An 18,660-nucleotide genomic window follows, 5' to 3' on the forward strand; every position below is an offset into this window, starting at 1 on the left:
CATGGTAAATTGAATATACCGCATTGATTATAAAAGCTCTTTCTATCGGTAGGGGCATTTTGTATTTGGTTATTCGCCTTCGGTTAAACAAACAAAGGGATTAATGGGCATAATAAAAAATATAATGATGGTTCGGAGATGATATAGCGTGGAGTTAAAGGAAATAAAGAAGCTCGCCGAAGCATAAATGAAAGTGGTAAACAAACTTGTATAATTCTTGCAGTCTCGAACGAAACCGATGTCGGCTCCTATTCGTGCAAATGATGAAATCCAGGTACAAAAGCATAAAGCTAGTCTTGTCTGCCCACATTGCGACAGCCATTTTGTTGTGCGATTTGGTAAATACGTTATCAAAACAGGAGAGGTGAAACAGCAGCGTTACCCGCTGTAAAGCCTGCCATCAAACCTCAACTACCTCATAAACACGCCTCAACGCACTAGAAGACCACATAAATCTAAACGGGCAGTTTTTGTTGAACAAGTTGTAAATCGAACATTTTAAAGTAAGAGCATTTCTTTGTAATGAGAAGTGCTTTTTATTGTTGTTAAATTTAAAAAGATATTTCAACAACAATAATAATATAAATAAAAACAATATAAATTTACTGTTATACGATAAATAATGTGCTAAAATCAAGTTGTCATTAAATAGGTGAGGTGTTTTAAATGAATGTTAAACAAGGTTCAACCACTTTCTTAAAGGTAATTATTTTTCTGGCTGTAATTGCAGTGCTGGCTTTGTGTATCTGGCTGCCTGAGATAGCCGTTAGAGATGCAAGGGTACATCCAGATACGGCTTACTTCCTAATCCCCTTTTTAGTATGTGCATACGGATTCTGTATTGCGTTTTCTGTTGCGTTGTATCAAGCATATAAACTATTAACCTACATCGAAAAGAACAATGCTTTCTCTGAATTATCCCTTAAATCTTTGAAGATTATAAAGAAATGTGCTTTTACAGTCATTTTCCTCATTTTGTTAGGAATAGTAAGCTTAAGGGTGCTTGCTAAAGTTACAGGTAGTGATGATGCAGCGGGTCCTACATCATTATGTCTAATGGGTATTTTAGCAACAAGTATCATCGCAGCCATTGTGGACGCACTTCAAAAGCCATTAAAAAATGCCCCAGATTTAATGTCAAAAAAATGAATGATTAACGGATATGTAAGACTTTGGATTGTCAGCCAGGTAATTTTTGGAGAACAAAAGCGACGAAGAAAATCAAAAAAACAGACACAACTAATTTATTTAACTACGGGGACTCATAGCTCAATGAACCGCCTTTTCACCAAGGCGGTTTTCTTATGGTCAAATATCAACATTACAATTTAACATAGCCTTTATATAAATGAAATTGAAGTTACCATTAAAAATAGGAAATATACTTAAAGTCAAATTAATTATAAAATAAATTCATATTATTCTAAAAATTTCTAAAAAATGAGAAAGTTTACTGCTGAAAAATTCGGAATAGATACATGATATCTACTTAGAAAGGGGTATGAAATGTCCAAAGTATCTTTTATTAAAGGAATTGTAACCGTTCCAATTGTTTTTGTTTTACTGGCAGGGTCTTCTGTTACAAAGGCTGCGTCAGATGAGCCGATGCCTGCGACAGATGCAACAATTTCAGCTAATAAGGCTGTTTATGAACAGTTGAATTTTACAGACAAGGAAGATTTCAAGAATGCACATAAAGGCTTCATTGCGCCTTTGAATATGAATCCAATTAAGAATTCAAAAGGTAACGTAGTTTGGGATAGTAATCGATATTCATTCATCAAAGAAGATCAGCCGGCAAGTTTTACTGTAAATCCAAGCTTGTGGCGGCAGGCTCAATTACAAAATATAACAGGCTTATTTAAAGTAGTGGATGGCGTTTATCAAGTTCGGGGCCAGGATTTATCAGTGCTTACCATTGTGGAAGGAAAAACAGGATTAATAGTTTTGGATACACTTTCTACAATTGAAACGGCCAAAGCAGCCATGGAGCTTTATTTCGAACATCGGCCCAAAAACCCGGTAAGCGCAATTGTTATTAGTCACAGTCATGCGGATCACTTTGGTGGTATGAAAGGCATTGCTCAATACGCTGAAAATCCAGTTAAGGTGCCGATTATTGTCCCAGCAGGTTTTAACGATGAAGCGCTTAGTGAAAACATTCTTTTAGGCAATATAATGTCTCGCCGTGCAGGTTATATGTTTGGAAATCTCTTACCCGCAAGTGAAAGGGGATTTGTTACTTCTGGTATTGGCCCAGGATTAAGTAACGGAACTTTTAGCTATTTACCGCCAACAATGGAAGTGAAGGATGATATTCAAACGGTGGAAATAGATGGAATTACATTTAAATTTTTATTGACGCCGGATTCGGAAGCTCCATCTGAAATGCATTATTATATCAATGATTATAAAACTTTAGTGGTAGCCGAAAATACAGGACACACGTTACATAATATTTATACATTGAGGGGAGCTAAAACCAGAGATACCTTAAAATGGGTGAAAGCACTTGATGAAACAGTTGATTTGTTTGGAAACGAAGATATAGATGCAATGGTTACAGCCCACACATGGCCCATATGGGGAAGGGATAATGTTCTGGAGCAGTTGGAAAGCCAGCGTGATTTGTACAAATATATTCATGATCAAACCATACGATTAGCTAATTTAGGTCTTACACCTGATGAAATCGCGGAAGAGTTAAAGCTTCCTGAAAAGTTGGATAAAGTCTGGGCCAATCGGGGGTATTACGGAACATTGAAACACAACGTAAAAGCGGTGTACAACTTTTATTTAGGATATTTCAACGGTAATCCATCCGACTTGGATCCATTACCACAAGAGGAATCGGGCGCTAAATATGTACAGTATATGGGTGGGGAAAAGAAGGTCATTAAACGGGCAAAACTTGATTATAAAAGAGGGGAATACCGCTGGGTGGCTCAAGTCTTAAAGCATGTCGTCATGGCCAACCCGAAAAATACAGAAGCAAAAAATTTATTGGCTAAAGCTTATGAGCAATTAGGATACACAGCTGAATCTTCTGTGTGGCGGAATTTCTATCTTACCGGCGCAGACGAGTTAAGGAATGGTGTGGCAGACTCAAAGGGAAGTGGCGGAATGATGAATCTCGATACGCTGCTCAATATGCCAATGGATGATTTCCTGAAATTCTTGTCCATTAAATTAAACGGAATGAAAGCGGAAAATAAAAATATGACTTTCAATTTGACATTTACAGATTCGAAAACCAATTACACGATATATCTGAATAATTCTGTATTGAACTTCAAAAAAGGGAAAATGGCGTCTAACCCTGATGCAACATTAACATTAGATAAAATGACCTTCTATCAGATTGCTCTGGGACGTGAAGATTTATCCAAAATGGAAGCTTCCGGTAAAGTTGCCATTTCCGGTGATGAAGATCAGTTTGAAGATTTCCTGACTTTGCTGGATCAATTCCAAACAAAGGTTAATATCGTAACTCCGTGATCATCAACCACTATATTCTATAAACCAGGATGGATCGGTTACCCACGAGTCTACTTAGTAGTCTCGTGGGTTTGAATGTATTGATTAATCCTGTTAGACATCCTGTATCGTTTTTAATTTTTTATAAAACGCTCCTAATAGTTACAGAACAAAAGTCAAAAATCGTAAAAAGAAAATTTCAAGTGTTGTAATTCGAAAGGAATTGTAAGCGCTTCCTCCGCGGCTGAGTTTTTGTGAAAATATAAAAAAATGGAGTGATGGGAATGCAGTTATATGCAAGTAAGAAAGGAAAAATAATGATTAGCGGTCTTTTATTCGTTGGAATGATTTTAAGTTTTTTTGATCGCGTTGCCATAAATGTCGGGATTATCCCTATTGCAGATGAGTTTAATCTCAATACGTCCCAGACAGGTATTTTAATCAGTATATTTTTTGTTAGCTACTCACTTATGCAACCGCTTGGTGGATGGATGACCGATAAGTATGGCGCCAGGGTCATGGTTACTGTTTCTTTGTTTAGTTGGTCCTTGTTCACTGTAATGACTGGGTTTGCTTGGTCATTCATGTCTTTATTATTCATCCGTTTCCTGTTCGGTTTAGGTGAAGGGCCTTTCTATCCTGCCAGTATGTCCACTATTAGAGATAACTTTCCGGAAGAAGAACGGGGCCGGGCAAATTCGTTTTTCCTGTCTGCCCAAAATATTGGCGGGATATTAGGTACTGCACTTGCAGCTTCCATGGTGGTGGCATTCGGTTGGCGGGGCATGTTTACCATTTCCGGAATTCTAGGGATATTGGCTTCTTTCGGAATTTGGTTCATTCTAAAGCCTCAAGGAAATCAAGAGGTTAAAAAAGACAAACCGAAACAAAAAAAGGTTGCTCTGAAACTGTTATTTAAAATCGAAAATATTTGGAAACTCATAATATTCAAGTTTATATCAAATATTATCAACTATGGTCTGATCACTTGGATGCCCATATATTTGGTTAAAGAAAAAGGGGTGGATTTAATAGCCGCAGGAGGTTTATTGGCAATCCCTTATATTTTTGGTTTCTTGATGTTTAATGTAAGCGGGTGGCTTCTGGATAAGCATATGGCTAACCGGGAGAAGTATCTTGCCGCTGCAGGCGCTTTATTATCGGCTATTTTTCTGTTTCTAATGTCTAACGCCACGTCTATAGCACTTATCATCACTTATCTCACTCTCAACTCCGTAGCACTGTCTTTCTTTGGAACCGTTCTATATACGATCATCATAAAATACTCACCAAAGGAACTAACGGGCTCTGCCTCCGGACTCGTAACTTTCGCCGGTCAAATTGCAGGTGCGGTTTCTCCTTTAGCCCTCGGTTTGATTATCAGTTTGTTTAATGACTCCTATAATGCCGCTTTCCTGTTTTTAGTGATATTAGCGTTATTGGGAACGATTGTTGCCGTATCTATTAAAAATAATCAGGCACAACCCGCTAAAGAATATGAAAAAACAACTACCATTGTATAAAACTGGATTCTTCTTTTGAGGATACAGCTTGAAGTGTTCTGATTCCACTTCTCTAAAATTGAAAGGGCTTTCTGTTCGAGGTATGATATTAGTAATAGGCTAGAAGGAGAATGAACCATGAATATTGAACAATTGGAATATATCATTAAGGTAGCCGAGGTTAACTCGATTTCCACGGCATCAGAAAGCCTCCATATCTCTCAATCTGGGATCAGTATGGCCATTACGAGTTTGGAGAAGGAATTAGGTATAAAAATCTTCAAGAGGTCAAGATTAGGAACCATACCTACAGAAGACGGAAAGGAAATCATCCAGAAAGCTCTTGAAGTATTAAGCAAATTGGAAGAAATAAGAGACAGTGCCCAAATACATTCAGATACGATGGAGAAAGAGTTGCGCCTATCATCAACACAAGGTTTATTTCTAACGGTTTTGCCTAAATCCTTGGCCTTATTTAAGAAGAAGTATCCCGAGGTGAAAATTGTCATTGAAGAAAAAGGGGGACAAGAGATAACCGAAGAAGTACGGAATGGTAAGATAGACATCGGACTATTGAATATCCCAAAGGTTAAACCAAAAGAAATTGAGTTGGAATTCCAACCTTTGATGGAAGCTAAAGTGATTGTGATGGTCAGTAAGAACTCCCCTTTAGTGAACCGTAAAAGCATAACCCCAAAAGAGCTGATGGACCAAAATTTGGTCATTTACAATGGACCAAGAATGAAGTCGTTCATTAAAGGTTTTTTTGATCATTACGGTGAGATGAATATATTGTTTTTCACAAATAATACAGAGATCATCAAAAAAACCGTCGCTGAAGGATTAGCGATCGCCTTTTCCTATGATATTGGAGTGAACAGCGACCCCTATTTCCTAAGCGGGGAACTTGTGGCCATTCCTTTAGTGGAGCTGGAAAATAATACAATGGAATTCGGTTACGTTCGCTCTAAGAAGCAGTACTTTTCAAAAGCTGCCAGGGAGTTTATTAAATGTCTCGAATTCTACACCACTCTTAAATATTAGTTTCCTATGATGATAGGGAACTAATATTTTTTTATTTGCATCAATATTTTTTATATTTATATCATATATCCTTATTTTACTTAAATATTTTTTACATTTAAAATTAGATTTATAACATTTTAACTATTTAGAAAGTTTAACGAAAATAAAAAGCGAAAGGGGAAACTTATGGTTACGACCCAGGAAGAGAAATTAGAGGTACTTCAAACAAAGTTGCAGGATTTCATCCAAAATGAACTGCTTCCATATGAACAGGAGCATGGCTTGAACGCTGAAGAGGATATTCCGATGGAAGCCATAAAGTGGGCAAGGAAAAGATCCAGGGAATTGGGCTTTTACGGAATTAACCTCCCTGAAAAATATGGTGGACAAGATGTAAGCTTAAAAGGATTGTGCATGTTCAAGGAAGAATTGGCACGTTCCGGTGCGGTTCTATGGGGGCAGGTTATAGGGGAGATTGGCGGGCCGCTAAGAATTGGTCAGATGTTGGAAAGTTTTACACCTGAGCAAATAGAAAAATATGTGCTGCCCGTTGTGACGGGAGATGTGAGTTGCTGCTTTGCCCTTACAGAACCGAATGCCGGTTCGGATGCCTTTGCTATCGAAACAACAGCCGTTAAAGACGGCAAAGATTATATATTAAACGGAAAAAAACACTTTATCAGTGCTGCACCCTATGCTGATTTCGCCATCGTCATAGCGAAAGAAATCCGGAAAGGAGAAAAAGAAAGGATCACTGCTTTCCTAGTTGATAAAAAAACACCCCAACAGCCGGGGTTCGAACTAGGAGACATTCAAGTTCCCCTATCAGGAGAACGCATACATGCTGAATTGAATTTCAATCAATGTCGTGTGCCTGCCGCCAATATAATCGGTGAACCAGGAAAAGGGTTGCTGCTCGGATTAAAAAGAATAAACACAAATCGCGCATCCCATGCCGCCGGCTTCATCGGAATGGCTCAACACCTACTCGATTTATCTATTGAACATGCTAAAACGAGAGTCCAGCATGGCCGGCCCATCGGTGACTTCCAGGCAATTCAGCATATGCTCGCAGAAATGGCGACGGAAATCTATGCAGCAAAGTGCATGGTCTATGATGTGGTTGATAAAATTGATCAAGGTAAAGAGGATCGGGCCGGTACGTCCATGGCCAAGCTGTTTGCTTCAGAGGTAAATAGCCGTGTGGCTGACAAGGCCATTCAGATCTTTGGCTCCAAAGGCTTGGCAAAAGGGCATCCAGTAGAAAAAATGTACAGGAGTGCACGGATGTATCGGATTCTGAGCGGTACCTCAGAGATTCAAAAAAATACAATTGCCAAAGCACTATTAAAAGGGTGAAAACTTTTTTTGGGGAGGAAAAAATACATGCTGAATAAGTTGACATTTCAGTCACTGATGAATAAAGGTATGAAACGATTCGGCGACCTGCCAGCTATTACCTTGTTGCCAAACGGAGAAACGATAACCTACGACGAGTTATGGAGGAAAACGGAACTTATCACTTCTTATCTACTGCGTTTAGGTGCAGGAAGGGGCGTCCGCATAGCGACCATCATTCCAAATAGTTTGGAAAGTGTGATGTTTGGTTTGGCCGTCCAGCAATGCGGGGCTACCTTGGTGCCATTAAGTGAAAAACTCGGAAAACGAGAAATACAATTCATTTTAAAGGAAGCAAAACCAGAAGTGGTCATAATTGCTACACAGACACACTTTGACAGCTTCATTGAGTATTTAGAAGAAATGAGGAATGAAGATGTCCATGTCATTGGGCTCCCAGGCTTTAATAGTGTTTATCCGGAGGAGTTTGAGCGGTTTAAATGGCCTGGTGAAATAAATAATTTAGACTTGCCAATAGCTGAAGAAGATGACATTGCCCTTCTGTCCTATACAGGCGGGACGACGGGTACACCCAAAGGTGTCATGCATTCCCAGAAGGGACTCGGCGCCGCGATACTTTCTGCAGCTATCGAAGACCCGCTGGACGACCGTGATCGGGTATTGCTAAGTACGCCCATTGTGCATTCAGCTGGTTCATTACTTTGGAGATCCCTTGTTTCGGGCGTCCGTATCTATGTAATGGGCTCATTCGACGCTGCAGCATTCATACAGGCGATAAAGGAACACGAAATTACGACGACATTCATGGTACCGACCATGTTATACAGGCTTCTTGATCAGACCAAGAAGATGGAATATGATATGGGCTCCATGCGCAATATCTTCTACGGTGCGTCACCGATTTCACAGAAGCGCCTTAAAGAAGCTTTTGAAGTATTCGGGCCTATCTTGCGCCAGCAATACGGCATGACAGAATGTAATATTGTCATTTCAAGACTATCGAAGAGCGCTCATGTATGGGCTTATCATAATAATCCGGAAGTTTTGAAAAGCTGTGGAAAACCGTGCATTCTTACCGAAGTTCGACTGATTGATGAGAATGGAAATGATGTAAAACCAACCGAGCTTGGAGAAATCATCGTAAAGTCACCAGCCATGATGGTTGGCTATTATCAAAGACCGGATCTTACCCGTGAATACATCCGTGATGGCTGGTTCTACACTGGGGATATTGGTAAATGGGATGAAAGCGGTTACTTATATATTGTAGATAGGAAGAAAGATATGATCATTTCAGGCGGAATGAACGTATATTCATCAGAAGTGGAGCGGGTGGTCAACCAGCACCCTTCTGTTGCATTAAGTGCTTGCATAGGCGTTCCCCATCCGGATTGGGGAGAAGTAGTGTGTGTCGTGGTATCACTGCGAGAAGGATCGAACTGTACTAGTGAGGAATTAATTGATTTCTGCAAACAAAGGACCTCTAAGTATATGGTACCTAAAGTAGCCTATTTTCTTGATAAGTTCCCATTAACGCCGATTGGAAAAATAGATAAGAAAGAATTAAGAAAGCTGTTTGCACAAGGTATTCTAACCATGTAGGAGAGGCAGAACAAGTGTATCATCAAAGATCTGATTTCAAAATTATATCTACAGCAAACCAGAATATAAGATAGAGCAGATGAATGCAAGATAAATAAGCCTCGCACGTTACCTGGAATCAGGACGTGCGAGGCTTTTTTCATATGAGTGTAATTAACGTTGAAGTGAATGTTAAATGAAGGGAGGAGAAAGATAATTACCTAAAGTAAATGATACTGAAATATTATATTTTTCTATTGATTCCACCAATTCGTGAATGAAAAAAATTGTGTGTTAGGATATAATATATTATTGTATTGGAGATTCATTGTGAAATTTCCTTTTTTTTACAATCTTCTTTTGTTTATTTTCTCGATACACGGGGAAATAAATTATAGTTGTATATGTTTTTATAATAATAATTAGAGTGAAGTAGAGGGGTTTGGTTTAATGGAGATGTTAGAAAAGTTTATTAGTGGGACTAATGATGTGTTATGGTCTTCCATATTGATCATCCTGTTGGTTGGATTGGGTCTTTATTTTACAATCCGCACGAAGTTTGTCCAATTCAGAATGGTAGGGGAAATGTTCAGGCTGTTGGGAGAAGGGGCTGCTGCGGATAAAAAAGGTGTAACATCCTTTCAGGCATTTTGCATTAGTACGGCATCGCGGGTAGGAACGGGTAACCTTGCGGGTGTTGCCATCGCAATCACGACGGGCGGACCTGGAGCCGTTTTCTGGATGTGGTTAATAGCCCTGATCGGGTCTGCTTCCGCATTCATTGAAAGTACACTTGCTCAAATCTATAAAGTTAAGGATGGGGATGCATTCCGCGGCGGTCCAGCATATTATATGGAAAAGGCATTGAATGCCCGTTGGATGGGCATCACTTTCGCTGTGTTGATTTCGCTTACATTTGGACTGGCCTTCAATTCGGTACAAGCAAATACGATTACGAGCGCATTCAACGAATCGTTTGGGATTGAAAAGTGGGTTACGGCAATCATCTTGGCAATGGTCACGGCTGTCATCATTTTTGGCGGAATCAAAATGGTTGCAAAGGTATCTGAAGTCATCGTTCCGATCATGGCAGGAGCCTATGTGATAGTGGCGTTGATTATCATCATCATGAACATTACCGAGTTACCTGGTGTTTTTGCTATGATCTTTGAAAGTGCATTCGATGGAATAAAAGAAGTGGCTGGGGGAGTACTTGGAGCAGCCATGATGCAGGGAATCAAACGCGGCCTATTTTCAAATGAAGCCGGGATGGGTAGTGCACCAAATGCCGGTGCGACGGCTGATGTCAGTCATCCCGTCAAGCAAGGTCTCATTCAGTCTCTAGGGGTTTTTGTCGATACTCTCATCATTTGCAGCTCGACAGCCTTCATCATTTTGTTTTCCGGTCTTTATACATCGAAGGAAACGGATGGAATCGTCCTTACCCAAAATGCCCTCGGAACGGCATTGGGATCTTGGGCAGGTATTTTCCTTGCCATTATCGTCCTGTTATTCGCCTTTAGCTCAATTGTGGGCAACTATTATTATGGAGAGTCGAACATCGGCTTCATCAATGAAAATAAGGTTTGGCTGAATGTCTATCGCGTCGCAGTCGTAGGAATGGTGATATTCGGTTCGCTTGCCTCACTGGACTTTGTTTGGGGACTGGCTGATATGCTTATGGCCCTTATGGCCATTATCAACCTGATCGCGATAGCATTACTAGGGAAAATTGCTTTTGCTGCACTGGCGGATTATCAAAAGCAAAAGAAAAGTGGGAAAAATCCAGTTTTCCATGTGAACAATATTAAAGGTTTGAAGAATGTGGAATGTTGGGGTGACCCATCCGATAATGTGGATGTGAAGAAGGAAGCCTAAGTTCTAAATTAAGCTTACAAGTAAGTCCTTGAAAGGGGTTTTTACTTGTAAGCTTTTTTGTCTTTTCCCTCCTTTTTTCATCATTATTGAATATTGCTTCGTTTTTTACACAAAATACCTTTGTCTTTAATACTGTAATGATATTTTAAAAACTGGGAGTGATAAAAATGGATAGGAAGCAATCAAAAAATGAATCTTCAGAAGTTGCCGGGAAAATATATGATGTCAGCGATTATAAGCGGGAAGATCCTTTATCTTCTGGACTGGCTACAACCCACGAACAAGTCTCGGATACTTATGCGGAAGGCGAGATAAAGGCAGTCATTGATGATGTAAACGGAAGAGATATTGAGATTGCAAAAGAAAGGTCTGAGGAAGAAAAGTAATACTGAGGTTTTTAAGTTTTTTAGGAATAAGGATTATCGCCTGTTATTTTAAAGATATACGGTTAGATCCCCTAGCTTCTCGAAAGGTGAAACAGAAGCTAGGGGATACTTAATTAATAAATCCTTTCTGTCTCCAACTTTTGAAGCAATTCTTCCTTCGTTCTTGGGAAAAGGTCACTTTCTGCAAGATTCCTTGATTGAAGAAGGGCTTGAAACATTTCAAAAACCCACGGTTTCTCCAGATGTGCCTGCAGCAAAACGTCTTCATCATGGAAAACGGAAACAGGGTCCCCTTGGTATATGACCTTACCATCGTTCATGACCACGATTTCATCAGCCCATTGGTAAGCAAAATTAACATCATGAGTTGAGAGGATTATCGTTTTGTCAGGGTGGTGGATGCTGTCCAGCAGATTCATGATCTGTCTTGAGAAATAAGGATCCAATCCAGCGGTAGGCTCGTCCAGGAGCCAGACATCGGGCTCCATGGCAAGTACCCCTGCGATAGCGACCCTTTTTTTTTGCCCAAGGCTCAAAAAATGGGTAGGTCTATCTTTTAGTTCGGTTACTTCCGTTTCAGCCATTGCCCAATTTACTTTCTCCTTGACTGCATTTCTATCCCATCCTAAATTCATTGGTCCAAAAGATATATCCTGTTGTACATTAGCGGAAAAGAGCTGAGAGTCGGGATCTTGAAAAACGATGCCGACTTGCTTTCGTAATGATAATAATGCTTTCCGGTCATATTTCATTCTCTTGCCCTTGAATCTGATCTTTCCTGCAGTAGGTTGTAATAGACCATTTAAATGGAGGAATAAAGTTGATTTGCCAGCACCATTATTGCCTAATAATGCAATTTTTTTACCTTGTTGGATCGTTAGCGAAAGTCCTTTTAAAGCGAAGGTTCCATCCGCGAATTGATGGGTGAGTCCTTCTATATGAAAAATATGCTCGTCCATTGTTGGGTTGCCTCCAATTTACAAATATCCATTAATAAGGATTAAGCTTCCTAGAATTACAATCGCGATCAGCCAATTGCGTGAGGAATAGGTGTAAGTATCCTCGATATAGGAAAGGTTCTCCTGATAGCCTCTTGCGTTCATGGCCATCGTCAACTGTCCAGAGCGTTGCAATACTCCTAAAAATAATGATGAAATTAGTAATCCGAGAGATCGAATGCCTTTCCTTAATGAACCATACCCCATCCGTGAAGCTTGTGATTGGTGAATGGCCAAAGCCGTATCTAAAAAAATAAAGATGAAGCGATAGGTCAATTCTATTAAATCGACCAATAAGGAAGGTACTTTAAGTTTTCGCAGTACGGATAGGATGACGGTAATGGGTGTAGTTAAGGTAAGGAAATATAAACAGCTGATGCTGCCTAGTACGACAGTGATCAAATTGGCCACCGTACCAAAGCTGTCATCACTGATGAATATTTGCCAATTCCCGATCTTCCAGGACCACCATATATTTGAAATCGAAGTAATTTTACTTGAGAAAGAAAAAAGGATGGTAATGGTTCCTGATAGTATAAAAAATCCTGGTAATAGAAGTAATTTAAGATAATAAGAAAGCGGAATTTTTGCCGCAAAAATGATTAAAGCGCTCATCACCGTAAAAGTGATGAGCGAAACGGCCATATCCCTTACCGTTAACGAAAACAGCAAAAGGGAAAGTGCAAAAACCATCTTTTCCAACGGATGTACATCCTTTAGCCCATTGAAATAGGCATATTTATCAATGAGTAACATGCTTTGATTTTTCGGCCAATTCTTGTTTGGTTTGCCTATTCCTTTGTCTCATTACGCCAATGAAGTATCCAATGAAACCGGCTCCGATTGCAGCTTGCAGCGCAAATAATAAGCTTTCGGTTTCTGCACCTGGCGGCTCCAAAATACTGTTGAACCATGGCTTGTATTCCGGCTGGATTTTAGTGATGGCTTCTTCAGCTTCACCATCGGCACCGCCAAATTCCGTTCCTTGTTGGGTGATCAATGGTATGGTTGCAAGAATGACGACCAGGAAAAGCAGCAGTAAACTTTTTTTCATATTAACGGGCCTCCTTAGATAAAACTCGCAGCAATTTCAATTCGCCTAGATTGTATTTTTTCAAGAAATTCATCACGACGACTGTCAATAATCCTTCACTGATTGCCAAGGGAATTTGGGTCAGGGCAAAAATCCCTGCAAATTTACCGAAAGAGGCCATGAATCCTCCTACCTCGGAAGGGAAAGCAAGAGCAAGTTGAACGGAAGTTACCACATAGGTTCCTAAATCTCCAAAAGCAGCTGCCAAGAATACGGCAAGTGAAAAAGACCACCCCAATTTAGTTGCTCCCTTGAAGACAAAGTAAGCAATGAACGGTCCGCAAACGGCCATGGAAAATGCATTGGCCCCTAATGTCGTCAATCCTCCATGTGCCAGTAAAACCGCTTGAAATAACAAAACGATGGAGCCAACGACACTCATGGCCAAAGGTCCGAATAGTATAGAACCTAAACCAACTCCGGTAGGGTGCGAAGAACTTCCCGTAACGGAAGGAATCTTTAGGGCCGATAATATAAATACAAATGCGCCAGATAGGCCAAGTATCATTTTTGTTTCTGGGTTTTCCCTTACTTTGGACCTAATGGACCGGTAACCCAAGATTAAAAATGGTAGCGTCAAGGCCCACCAGAATATAGCCCATTCTATGGGTAAAAAGCCCTCCATGATATGCATGGCCAAAGCCCGTTTTGGAACAAAAAGCAGTAAAATGACAAAATAAATAATTTTCCAATTGGTTCTTTTCATTCTTTCCCCTTTCAACACTTTTAATTTTTTCTGATCAATCTTGAGAAGAAAAGCGGCGCCCAAACTAAAAAGCACTTCTCTCAAAGGAAAGAAGTGCGTAATGAACAGGAATTTTGCAGCATGAACCAACATGGGCCATTTTGCCTGATCCGCACGCCCATCCTCGTAGGCTGAAACAGTTTCACGCTTCATGGCAGGTCTCCTGGCTTTGGTTCATCATCCCATTACATCCTTCCCATCTCATTTGACAGTGGATCAAAGTTAAAGTAATGGAACTTCCCTTTACAGTGGCGGGACCGCTCCGGATTTTCACCGGCTTCCCTTTTAAGCTGAATTCCGAGAAATTCAACACCATGAAACTTATGTAATTATTTTGAAAATTCTCGTATAGTGTACCATAAAGAAATAATTCCAGCTACACTATTTTTTTTTCGTACCGAAGTTTGTTGCGTGGGAAGGATTTTAACTGGTTTTACACTATTAAACTTTTCTAAACAGTCGGAATAAACTATTGAATTTTGACAAAGTTGTTATATGATAGATTAAGTTAGTTGAAATGTATAATAAAATCAAATATTTCATTTTTAAAAGTGCCCTTGTGTGAATGAGCAAGGGATAATAGGGAAATCGGTGAAAATCCGATGCAGCCCCCGCTACTGTAAACGCTGATGAAATTGTCGATAGCCACTGGCATGATGCCGGGAAGGGACAAAGTAAAATGAAGCGTAAGCCAGGAAACCTGCTTTTGAAATTGCATGATACTTTTCGGAGGGAAAGGTAGAAGGACTATGACGATTTTGGGAGGATTTGGCATGCTTGCCTTTGGCTCCTCATTCATATAGTTTTTTTAAACCTTGACTCTTATGTTAAGGTTTTTTATTTTGCCTTTTCCCTGAATTCAGGAGGAAGAAAATGACTACTTGGAACTTGACGGGTACAAATACGCATCTGTTGATTTGTAATGGGAGCAGCTGCATGAAAAAGGGCGGGGAAGAAGTAACCCAAGCGATTCGCGATGAAATTGCTTCAAAAGGACTGGATCTGAAAATCCATACAACGAGGACACGCTGTAACGGGAGATGTAAGGATGCCTGCGTAGTGATCGCCTACCCCCAAGGAAACTGGTATCGAGTGGAAACGCCTGATTTCGGTCGGCAGATCGTCAATAATATCGATGATGGTGAGTTTGTTCCTCAGATGATCTATCAATACAATGACGGGGAAATGACCCCTAATCCAGATTTCCCTGCTCATACGGGTATTTCAAAGAACAAAGCGTAAAAGGAGATGTCTTAAATGAGTACAAACGGTAAATTATTCGTCGTGGGCTTTGGGCCCGGGAATTTTGAACACATTACCAAACGTGCCGTCGAAGCCCTTCAAGAAAGTGACTACATCATTGGTTATAAAACTTATGTTGAACTCATTCAGGGACTGCTAACAGATCAAACGATCATTAGTACGGGGATGACCGAAGAGGTATCACGTGCACAGGAGGCAGTGAAACAAGCGGAGCTGGGAAAGAAAGTGGCGGTGATTTCCAGTGGGGATGCCGGAGTTTACGGGATGGCAGGGTTGGTTTATGAAGTATTGATTGAAAAAGGCTGGAAAGAAGAAACTGGAGTGGGCATTGAAGTCATTCCTGGCATCTCAGCAATCAACTCATGTGCGTCTTTACTTGGGGCGCCCGTCATGCACGATTCGTGTACGATCAGCCTCAGTGATCATTTAACTCCTTGGGAACTGATCGCTAAAAGGGTTGAAGCAGCTGCAATGGCAGACTTTGTCATAGCACTGTATAATCCGCGCAGCGGCAGGCGGACCCGGCAAATAGTTGAAACACAGAAAATTCTCCTTCGCTACCGCTCGCCGGATACACCTGTCGGGTTGGTGAAAAGTGCTTATCGCGATAGGCAGGATATTGTCATTACCAATTTGAAGGATATGTTGAATCACGATATTGGAATGTTGACCACCGTCATTATCGGTAATTCATCCACCTTTTTATATGACGACAAAATCATCACACCGAGAGGCTATCAAAGAAAATATACGTTGAATTCGGAAAAGCAAACTTTGAAGCCCCATCAGCGACTGCAAAAAGAAGCGGAACCGTGGGCATTAGATCAAGAAGCCTTACCCGAGTCCGCTGGAGGAGTTGGCTTACTTACAAAAGCACCTGAAAAGAAGCAAGCTTCTTTTGAAATGGCAATGGAAGCTCTGTCCAGAGTCAAGGGTCAAGCCGTTCAGCAATCCATTAAGCCGGTTGTTCAGCAAAAAATGGAGTCGGTGTTCGAACTTGCCGTTAGTCCAGGTGTGGCTAATAAACAATTCACTCCCAAACAAATGATGACACTAGCAGAAGTCGTCGGGGAAAAGGGAACGATGGAATACACGCCGAATCATAAAATCGTCTTAAAGATCCCGACAACGGATCCGGAGGTCATTACAGGGAAATTGCAATCAGCAAACTTTTTATTATCGCCGATTGGAGATGTACTGACATTAAAGGCCTGTGATTTCTGTGATGGTGAAAAAGCGGAATCCATTCCTTATGCGGATGAAATACACCGTGTGCTTGTCGGAATGAAAATGCCCAAGGAACTGAACATCGGTTTTAATGGGTGTGGGATGGCTTGTTATAGTGCGGTGATGGATGATATCGGGATTGTCTTCCGAAAAGGGAAGTTCGACTTATTTCTTGGGGCTAAACCGGTTGGAAGAACAGCCCATCCAGGTCAGCCGGTTGCGGAAGGCATTGAACCGGAACAGCTTGTTGAACTGATCACGGACATTGTCGGGGAGTATAAGCAAAATGCCCATCCCAATGAACGGCTTTTTAAATACTTCAAACGTTCGAAAAAAATACAGAATTATTCTTATCAGGACATCGCTCCCAAAATAAACATAGAGCCTGCGCCTTGTGAAGACTAATCAAGAGGGGGAAAGTAAATGAAAGCAGTTTTGTTCGTAGGACACGGAAGCCGCTTGGCTTCGGGAAATGAAGAAGTCCGTCATTTTATTGAAAATATGGTACCTGCATTGGATGAGAGTTTTCTAGTGGAAACGTGCTTCTTGGAATTTGCGGCACCGAATATATCCAAAGGCATTGATAATTGTGTAAAACGAGGGGCTACTGAAGTCATCGTCATACCGATCATTTTGTTGCATGCAGGACATTCGAAATTACATATCCCAGCTGAAATAGAGGATGGGAAAACCAAGTATCCAGAAGTGAAATTCACATATGGCCAAACGATCGGGGTCCACCATGATGTATTGACGATCCTGACAGACCGTCTTGAGGAAGCGGGGTTCGATACGGACTCTGAACATGCTGAGACAGCGATTTTGCTAATTGGCCGAGGCGGCAGTGATGCTGATGCAAATAGTGATATATATAAAATTTCAAGATTATTATGGGAAAAATTAAACGTTAAATGGGTCGAAACGGCTTTCATGGGTGTAACGGACCCGCACGTTGATGAAGGTATTGAACGCTGCATCCGCTTAGGGGCGAAAAAAGTGGTGATGCTGCCATATTTCCTCTTCACAGGGGTGTTGATGGAAAGAATGGAGGATATGCTGAAAAGTTATCAAGAGCAATATCATGATCGAGATTTCATTTTGGCAAAGTATTTTGGATATCATCCAACCTTACAGAACATTCTGCAAGAACGAGTAATTGAAGCCAGTGAAGGCAGGTCAAGCGGGGCGCGTGATTTGGAAAACTATCGTAAACATGTCGAGGAACATGGCCATGCTCACCATCACCATCATCACGACCACGATCACGACCACGACCACGATCACGACCACGACCATGACCATGACCATGATCATCACCACGATCATGATGGGAAAGCGGTGGGGACATCAAAATGATTCTGTTCTTGGCGGGTACAAGTGATGCAAGGGAATTAGCGATTGAGATGCAGCAGGTTGGGTTCAAGGTTTTGGCAACTGTTGTAACCGAATCGGCGGCCAAGAGTTTGCAGGATGCAGGGATATCCACCCGGATTGGCCGATTATCTGCAGAGGATATGACATCTTTAATCTCTGCAAAAGGTTTTCAGGCTGTAGTGGATGCAAGTCACCCATTTGCCGAAGAAGCATCCAAAAACGCCCTTATCGGAGCAAAGGCAGCAAATGTCCCTTATATTCGTTATGAGCGTGAAAGTCAATGGTTTCAGAATGATAAATTAATAGTTGTCCGTGATTATGAGGAAGCTGCCAAGCTTGCCGCTGCAAAACGGGGAGTCATCATGCTCACGACCGGGAGTAAAACCCTGGCCGTGTTCGCAAAAGAATTGGTGGGGCTCGAGAATACCAGAGTCATAGCGAGAATGCTGCCACGCATGGACAATATGGAAAAATGTGCGCAGTTGGGCATTGAACAAAAAAATATCGTTGCGATTCAAGGGCCATTTTCCAAAGAATTAAATAAAGCACTATATGAACAGTATGGTGTCACATTGATGATAACGAAAGAAAGTGGCAAGGTCGGTGCGGTTGATGAGAAATTGGAAGCCGCGTTGGAATGTGGAATAGAGACGATCATGATATCACGACCGAATGTTGACTATCAGAATGTTCATTCCAGTTTCGATCATGTCATTGCCGAGTTGAATAAACAGCTAATTGAAAAATAGGA

16 protein-coding genes, 1 pseudogene and 2 riboswitches are annotated in these 18,660 nt (G+C 40.9%); of the genes and pseudogenes, 13 read left to right on the plus strand and 4 right to left on the minus strand.

The window, feature by feature from the left end:
* Positions 1–148 precede the first annotated feature (148 nt).
* The 9 genes and pseudogenes from J7I90_RS27130 to J7I90_RS00925 form a co-directional block, all read left to right on the plus strand.
* Positions 149–451: pseudogene (locus tag J7I90_RS27130) on the plus strand (IS1595 family transposase); the annotation flags it as partial.
* A gap of 215 nt (positions 452–666) precedes the next feature.
* Positions 667–1,149, plus strand: coding sequence for a DUF2975 domain-containing protein (locus tag J7I90_RS00890; protein ID WP_214767929.1), 483 nt, complete (start codon positions 667–669; stop codon positions 1,147–1,149).
* Positions 1,150–1,506: 357 nt separating this feature from the next.
* Entirely contained in the window at positions 1,507–3,498 is a 1,992-nt protein-coding gene (locus J7I90_RS00895; protein ID WP_214767942.1) for an alkyl/aryl-sulfatase, read from the plus strand.
* A 263-nt stretch (positions 3,499–3,761) separates the two neighbouring features.
* The gene (locus J7I90_RS00900; RefSeq protein ID WP_214767945.1) at positions 3,762–5,000 is read left to right on the plus strand and encodes an MFS transporter; all 1,239 of its coding nucleotides are present in this window, start codon (positions 3,762–3,764) and stop codon (positions 4,998–5,000) included.
* Between the two features lie 117 nt (positions 5,001–5,117).
* The gene (locus tag J7I90_RS00905; protein ID WP_214767948.1) at positions 5,118–6,023 is read left to right on the plus strand and encodes a LysR family transcriptional regulator; all 906 of its coding nucleotides are present in this window, start codon (positions 5,118–5,120) and stop codon (positions 6,021–6,023) included.
* Between the two features lie 168 nt (positions 6,024–6,191).
* Complete coding sequence (locus tag J7I90_RS00910) at positions 6,192–7,364, plus strand: acyl-CoA dehydrogenase family protein (RefSeq protein WP_214767951.1); 1,173 nt, start codon at positions 6,192–6,194, stop codon at positions 7,362–7,364.
* A 27-nt stretch (positions 7,365–7,391) separates the two neighbouring features.
* Positions 7,392–8,966, plus strand: coding sequence for a class I adenylate-forming enzyme family protein (locus tag J7I90_RS00915; RefSeq protein ID WP_214767964.1), 1,575 nt, complete (start codon positions 7,392–7,394; stop codon positions 8,964–8,966).
* A 429-nt stretch (positions 8,967–9,395) separates the two neighbouring features.
* On the plus strand, positions 9,396–10,823 hold the full coding sequence (locus J7I90_RS00920) for an alanine/glycine:cation symporter family protein (protein WP_214767967.1): 1,428 nt from the start codon (positions 9,396–9,398) through the stop codon (positions 10,821–10,823).
* 167 nt (positions 10,824–10,990) lie between these two features.
* The gene (locus tag J7I90_RS00925) at positions 10,991–11,209 is read left to right on the plus strand and encodes a YozQ family protein (protein ID WP_214767970.1); all 219 of its coding nucleotides are present in this window, start codon (positions 10,991–10,993) and stop codon (positions 11,207–11,209) included.
* A gap of 113 nt (positions 11,210–11,322) precedes the next feature.
* On the opposite strand, the gene J7I90_RS00930 is transcribed toward J7I90_RS00925, so the two are convergent.
* From J7I90_RS00930 to J7I90_RS00945, 4 genes are read right to left on the minus strand one after another with little or no spacing between them, the layout of a single operon-like run.
* Positions 11,323–12,168, minus strand: a complete 846-nt coding sequence (locus J7I90_RS00930; RefSeq protein WP_214767984.1) for an energy-coupling factor ABC transporter ATP-binding protein — start codon at positions 12,166–12,168, stop codon at positions 11,323–11,325.
* An 18-nt stretch (positions 12,169–12,186) separates the two neighbouring features.
* Positions 12,187–12,963 carry a cobalt ECF transporter T component CbiQ gene (gene cbiQ, locus J7I90_RS00935; protein ID WP_214767991.1) on the minus strand — a complete coding sequence of 259 codons (777 nt, stop codon included), beginning with the start codon at positions 12,961–12,963 and terminating at the stop codon, positions 12,187–12,189.
* Positions 12,950–13,261, minus strand: a complete 312-nt coding sequence (locus J7I90_RS00940; protein ID WP_214767993.1) for an energy-coupling factor ABC transporter substrate-binding protein — start codon at positions 13,259–13,261, stop codon at positions 12,950–12,952. Before J7I90_RS00940 ends, cbiQ begins: the two co-directional genes overlap by 14 nt.
* Before the next feature lies 1 nt (position 13,262).
* Positions 13,263–14,006 carry an energy-coupling factor ABC transporter permease gene (locus tag J7I90_RS00945; RefSeq protein WP_214768386.1) on the minus strand — a complete coding sequence of 248 codons (744 nt, stop codon included), beginning with the start codon at positions 14,004–14,006 and terminating at the stop codon, positions 13,263–13,265.
* A 175-nt stretch (positions 14,007–14,181) separates the two neighbouring features.
* A riboswitch (cobalamin riboswitch) is annotated at positions 14,182–14,377 on the minus strand.
* Between the two features lie 200 nt (positions 14,378–14,577).
* Positions 14,578–14,767, plus strand: a riboswitch (cobalamin riboswitch).
* Positions 14,768–14,918: 151 nt separating this feature from the next.
* Between J7I90_RS00945 and J7I90_RS00950 the strand changes: the two genes are divergently transcribed.
* The 4 genes from J7I90_RS00950 to cobK are packed head-to-tail and all read left to right on the plus strand — an operon-like array spanning position 14,919 to position 18,658.
* Positions 14,919–15,287: a (2Fe-2S) ferredoxin domain-containing protein gene (locus tag J7I90_RS00950; protein ID WP_214767995.1), complete on the plus strand. Its 369-nt coding sequence runs from the start codon at positions 14,919–14,921 to the stop codon at positions 15,285–15,287.
* Positions 15,288–15,302: 15 nt separating this feature from the next.
* Complete coding sequence (cobJ, locus tag J7I90_RS00955) at positions 15,303–16,940, plus strand: precorrin-3B C(17)-methyltransferase (RefSeq protein ID WP_214767997.1); 1,638 nt, start codon at positions 15,303–15,305, stop codon at positions 16,938–16,940.
* A gap of 18 nt (positions 16,941–16,958) precedes the next feature.
* A complete protein-coding gene (locus J7I90_RS00960) occupies positions 16,959–17,891 on the plus strand; it encodes a sirohydrochlorin chelatase (protein ID WP_214767999.1) in 933 nt (310 codons plus the stop codon).
* A complete protein-coding gene (cobK, locus tag J7I90_RS00965; RefSeq protein ID WP_214768008.1) occupies positions 17,888–18,658 on the plus strand; it encodes a precorrin-6A reductase in 771 nt (256 codons plus the stop codon). The genes J7I90_RS00960 and cobK overlap by 4 nt, the downstream gene beginning before the upstream one ends.
* The last annotated feature ends 2 nt before the right edge of the window (positions 18,659–18,660 follow it).

This window comes from Bacillus sp. ISL-57, assembly GCF_018613135.1.
GTDB lineage: Bacteria > Bacillota > Bacilli > Bacillales > DSM-1321 > Peribacillus > Peribacillus frigoritolerans.

What these genes read in the sequence shown, in the direction of transcription:
- J7I90_RS00940 (WP_214767993.1), bottom strand. Translation starts at nt 13,261, where the DNA reads ATGAAAAAAAGTTTACTGCTGCTTTTCCTGGTCGTCATTCTTGCAACC.
- J7I90_RS00905 (WP_214767948.1), top strand. Translation starts at nt 5,118, where the DNA reads ATGAATATTGAACAATTGGAATATATCATTAAGGTAGCCGAGGTTAAC.
- J7I90_RS00900 (WP_214767945.1), top strand. Translation starts at nt 3,762, where the DNA reads ATGCAGTTATATGCAAGTAAGAAAGGAAAAATAATGATTAGCGGTCTT.
- J7I90_RS00925 (WP_214767970.1), top strand. Translation starts at nt 10,991, where the DNA reads ATGGATAGGAAGCAATCAAAAAATGAATCTTCAGAAGTTGCCGGGAAA.
- cbiQ (WP_214767991.1), bottom strand. Translation starts at nt 12,963, where the DNA reads ATGTTACTCATTGATAAATATGCCTATTTCAATGGGCTAAAGGATGTA.
- J7I90_RS00895 (WP_214767942.1), top strand. Translation starts at nt 1,507, where the DNA reads ATGTCCAAAGTATCTTTTATTAAAGGAATTGTAACCGTTCCAATTGTT.
- J7I90_RS00920 (WP_214767967.1), top strand. Translation starts at nt 9,396, where the DNA reads ATGGAGATGTTAGAAAAGTTTATTAGTGGGACTAATGATGTGTTATGG.
- J7I90_RS00945 (WP_214768386.1), bottom strand. Translation starts at nt 14,006, where the DNA reads ATGAAAAGAACCAATTGGAAAATTATTTATTTTGTCATTTTACTGCTT.
- J7I90_RS00915 (WP_214767964.1), top strand. Translation starts at nt 7,392, where the DNA reads ATGCTGAATAAGTTGACATTTCAGTCACTGATGAATAAAGGTATGAAA.
- cobJ (WP_214767997.1), top strand. Translation starts at nt 15,303, where the DNA reads ATGAGTACAAACGGTAAATTATTCGTCGTGGGCTTTGGGCCCGGGAAT.
- J7I90_RS00910 (WP_214767951.1), top strand. Translation starts at nt 6,192, where the DNA reads ATGGTTACGACCCAGGAAGAGAAATTAGAGGTACTTCAAACAAAGTTG.
- J7I90_RS00930 (WP_214767984.1), bottom strand. Translation starts at nt 12,168, where the DNA reads ATGGACGAGCATATTTTTCATATAGAAGGACTCACCCATCAATTCGCG.
- cobK (WP_214768008.1), top strand. Translation starts at nt 17,888, where the DNA reads ATGATTCTGTTCTTGGCGGGTACAAGTGATGCAAGGGAATTAGCGATT.
- J7I90_RS00890 (WP_214767929.1), top strand. Translation starts at nt 667, where the DNA reads ATGAATGTTAAACAAGGTTCAACCACTTTCTTAAAGGTAATTATTTTT.
- J7I90_RS00950 (WP_214767995.1), top strand. Translation starts at nt 14,919, where the DNA reads ATGACTACTTGGAACTTGACGGGTACAAATACGCATCTGTTGATTTGT.
- J7I90_RS00960 (WP_214767999.1), top strand. Translation starts at nt 16,959, where the DNA reads ATGAAAGCAGTTTTGTTCGTAGGACACGGAAGCCGCTTGGCTTCGGGA.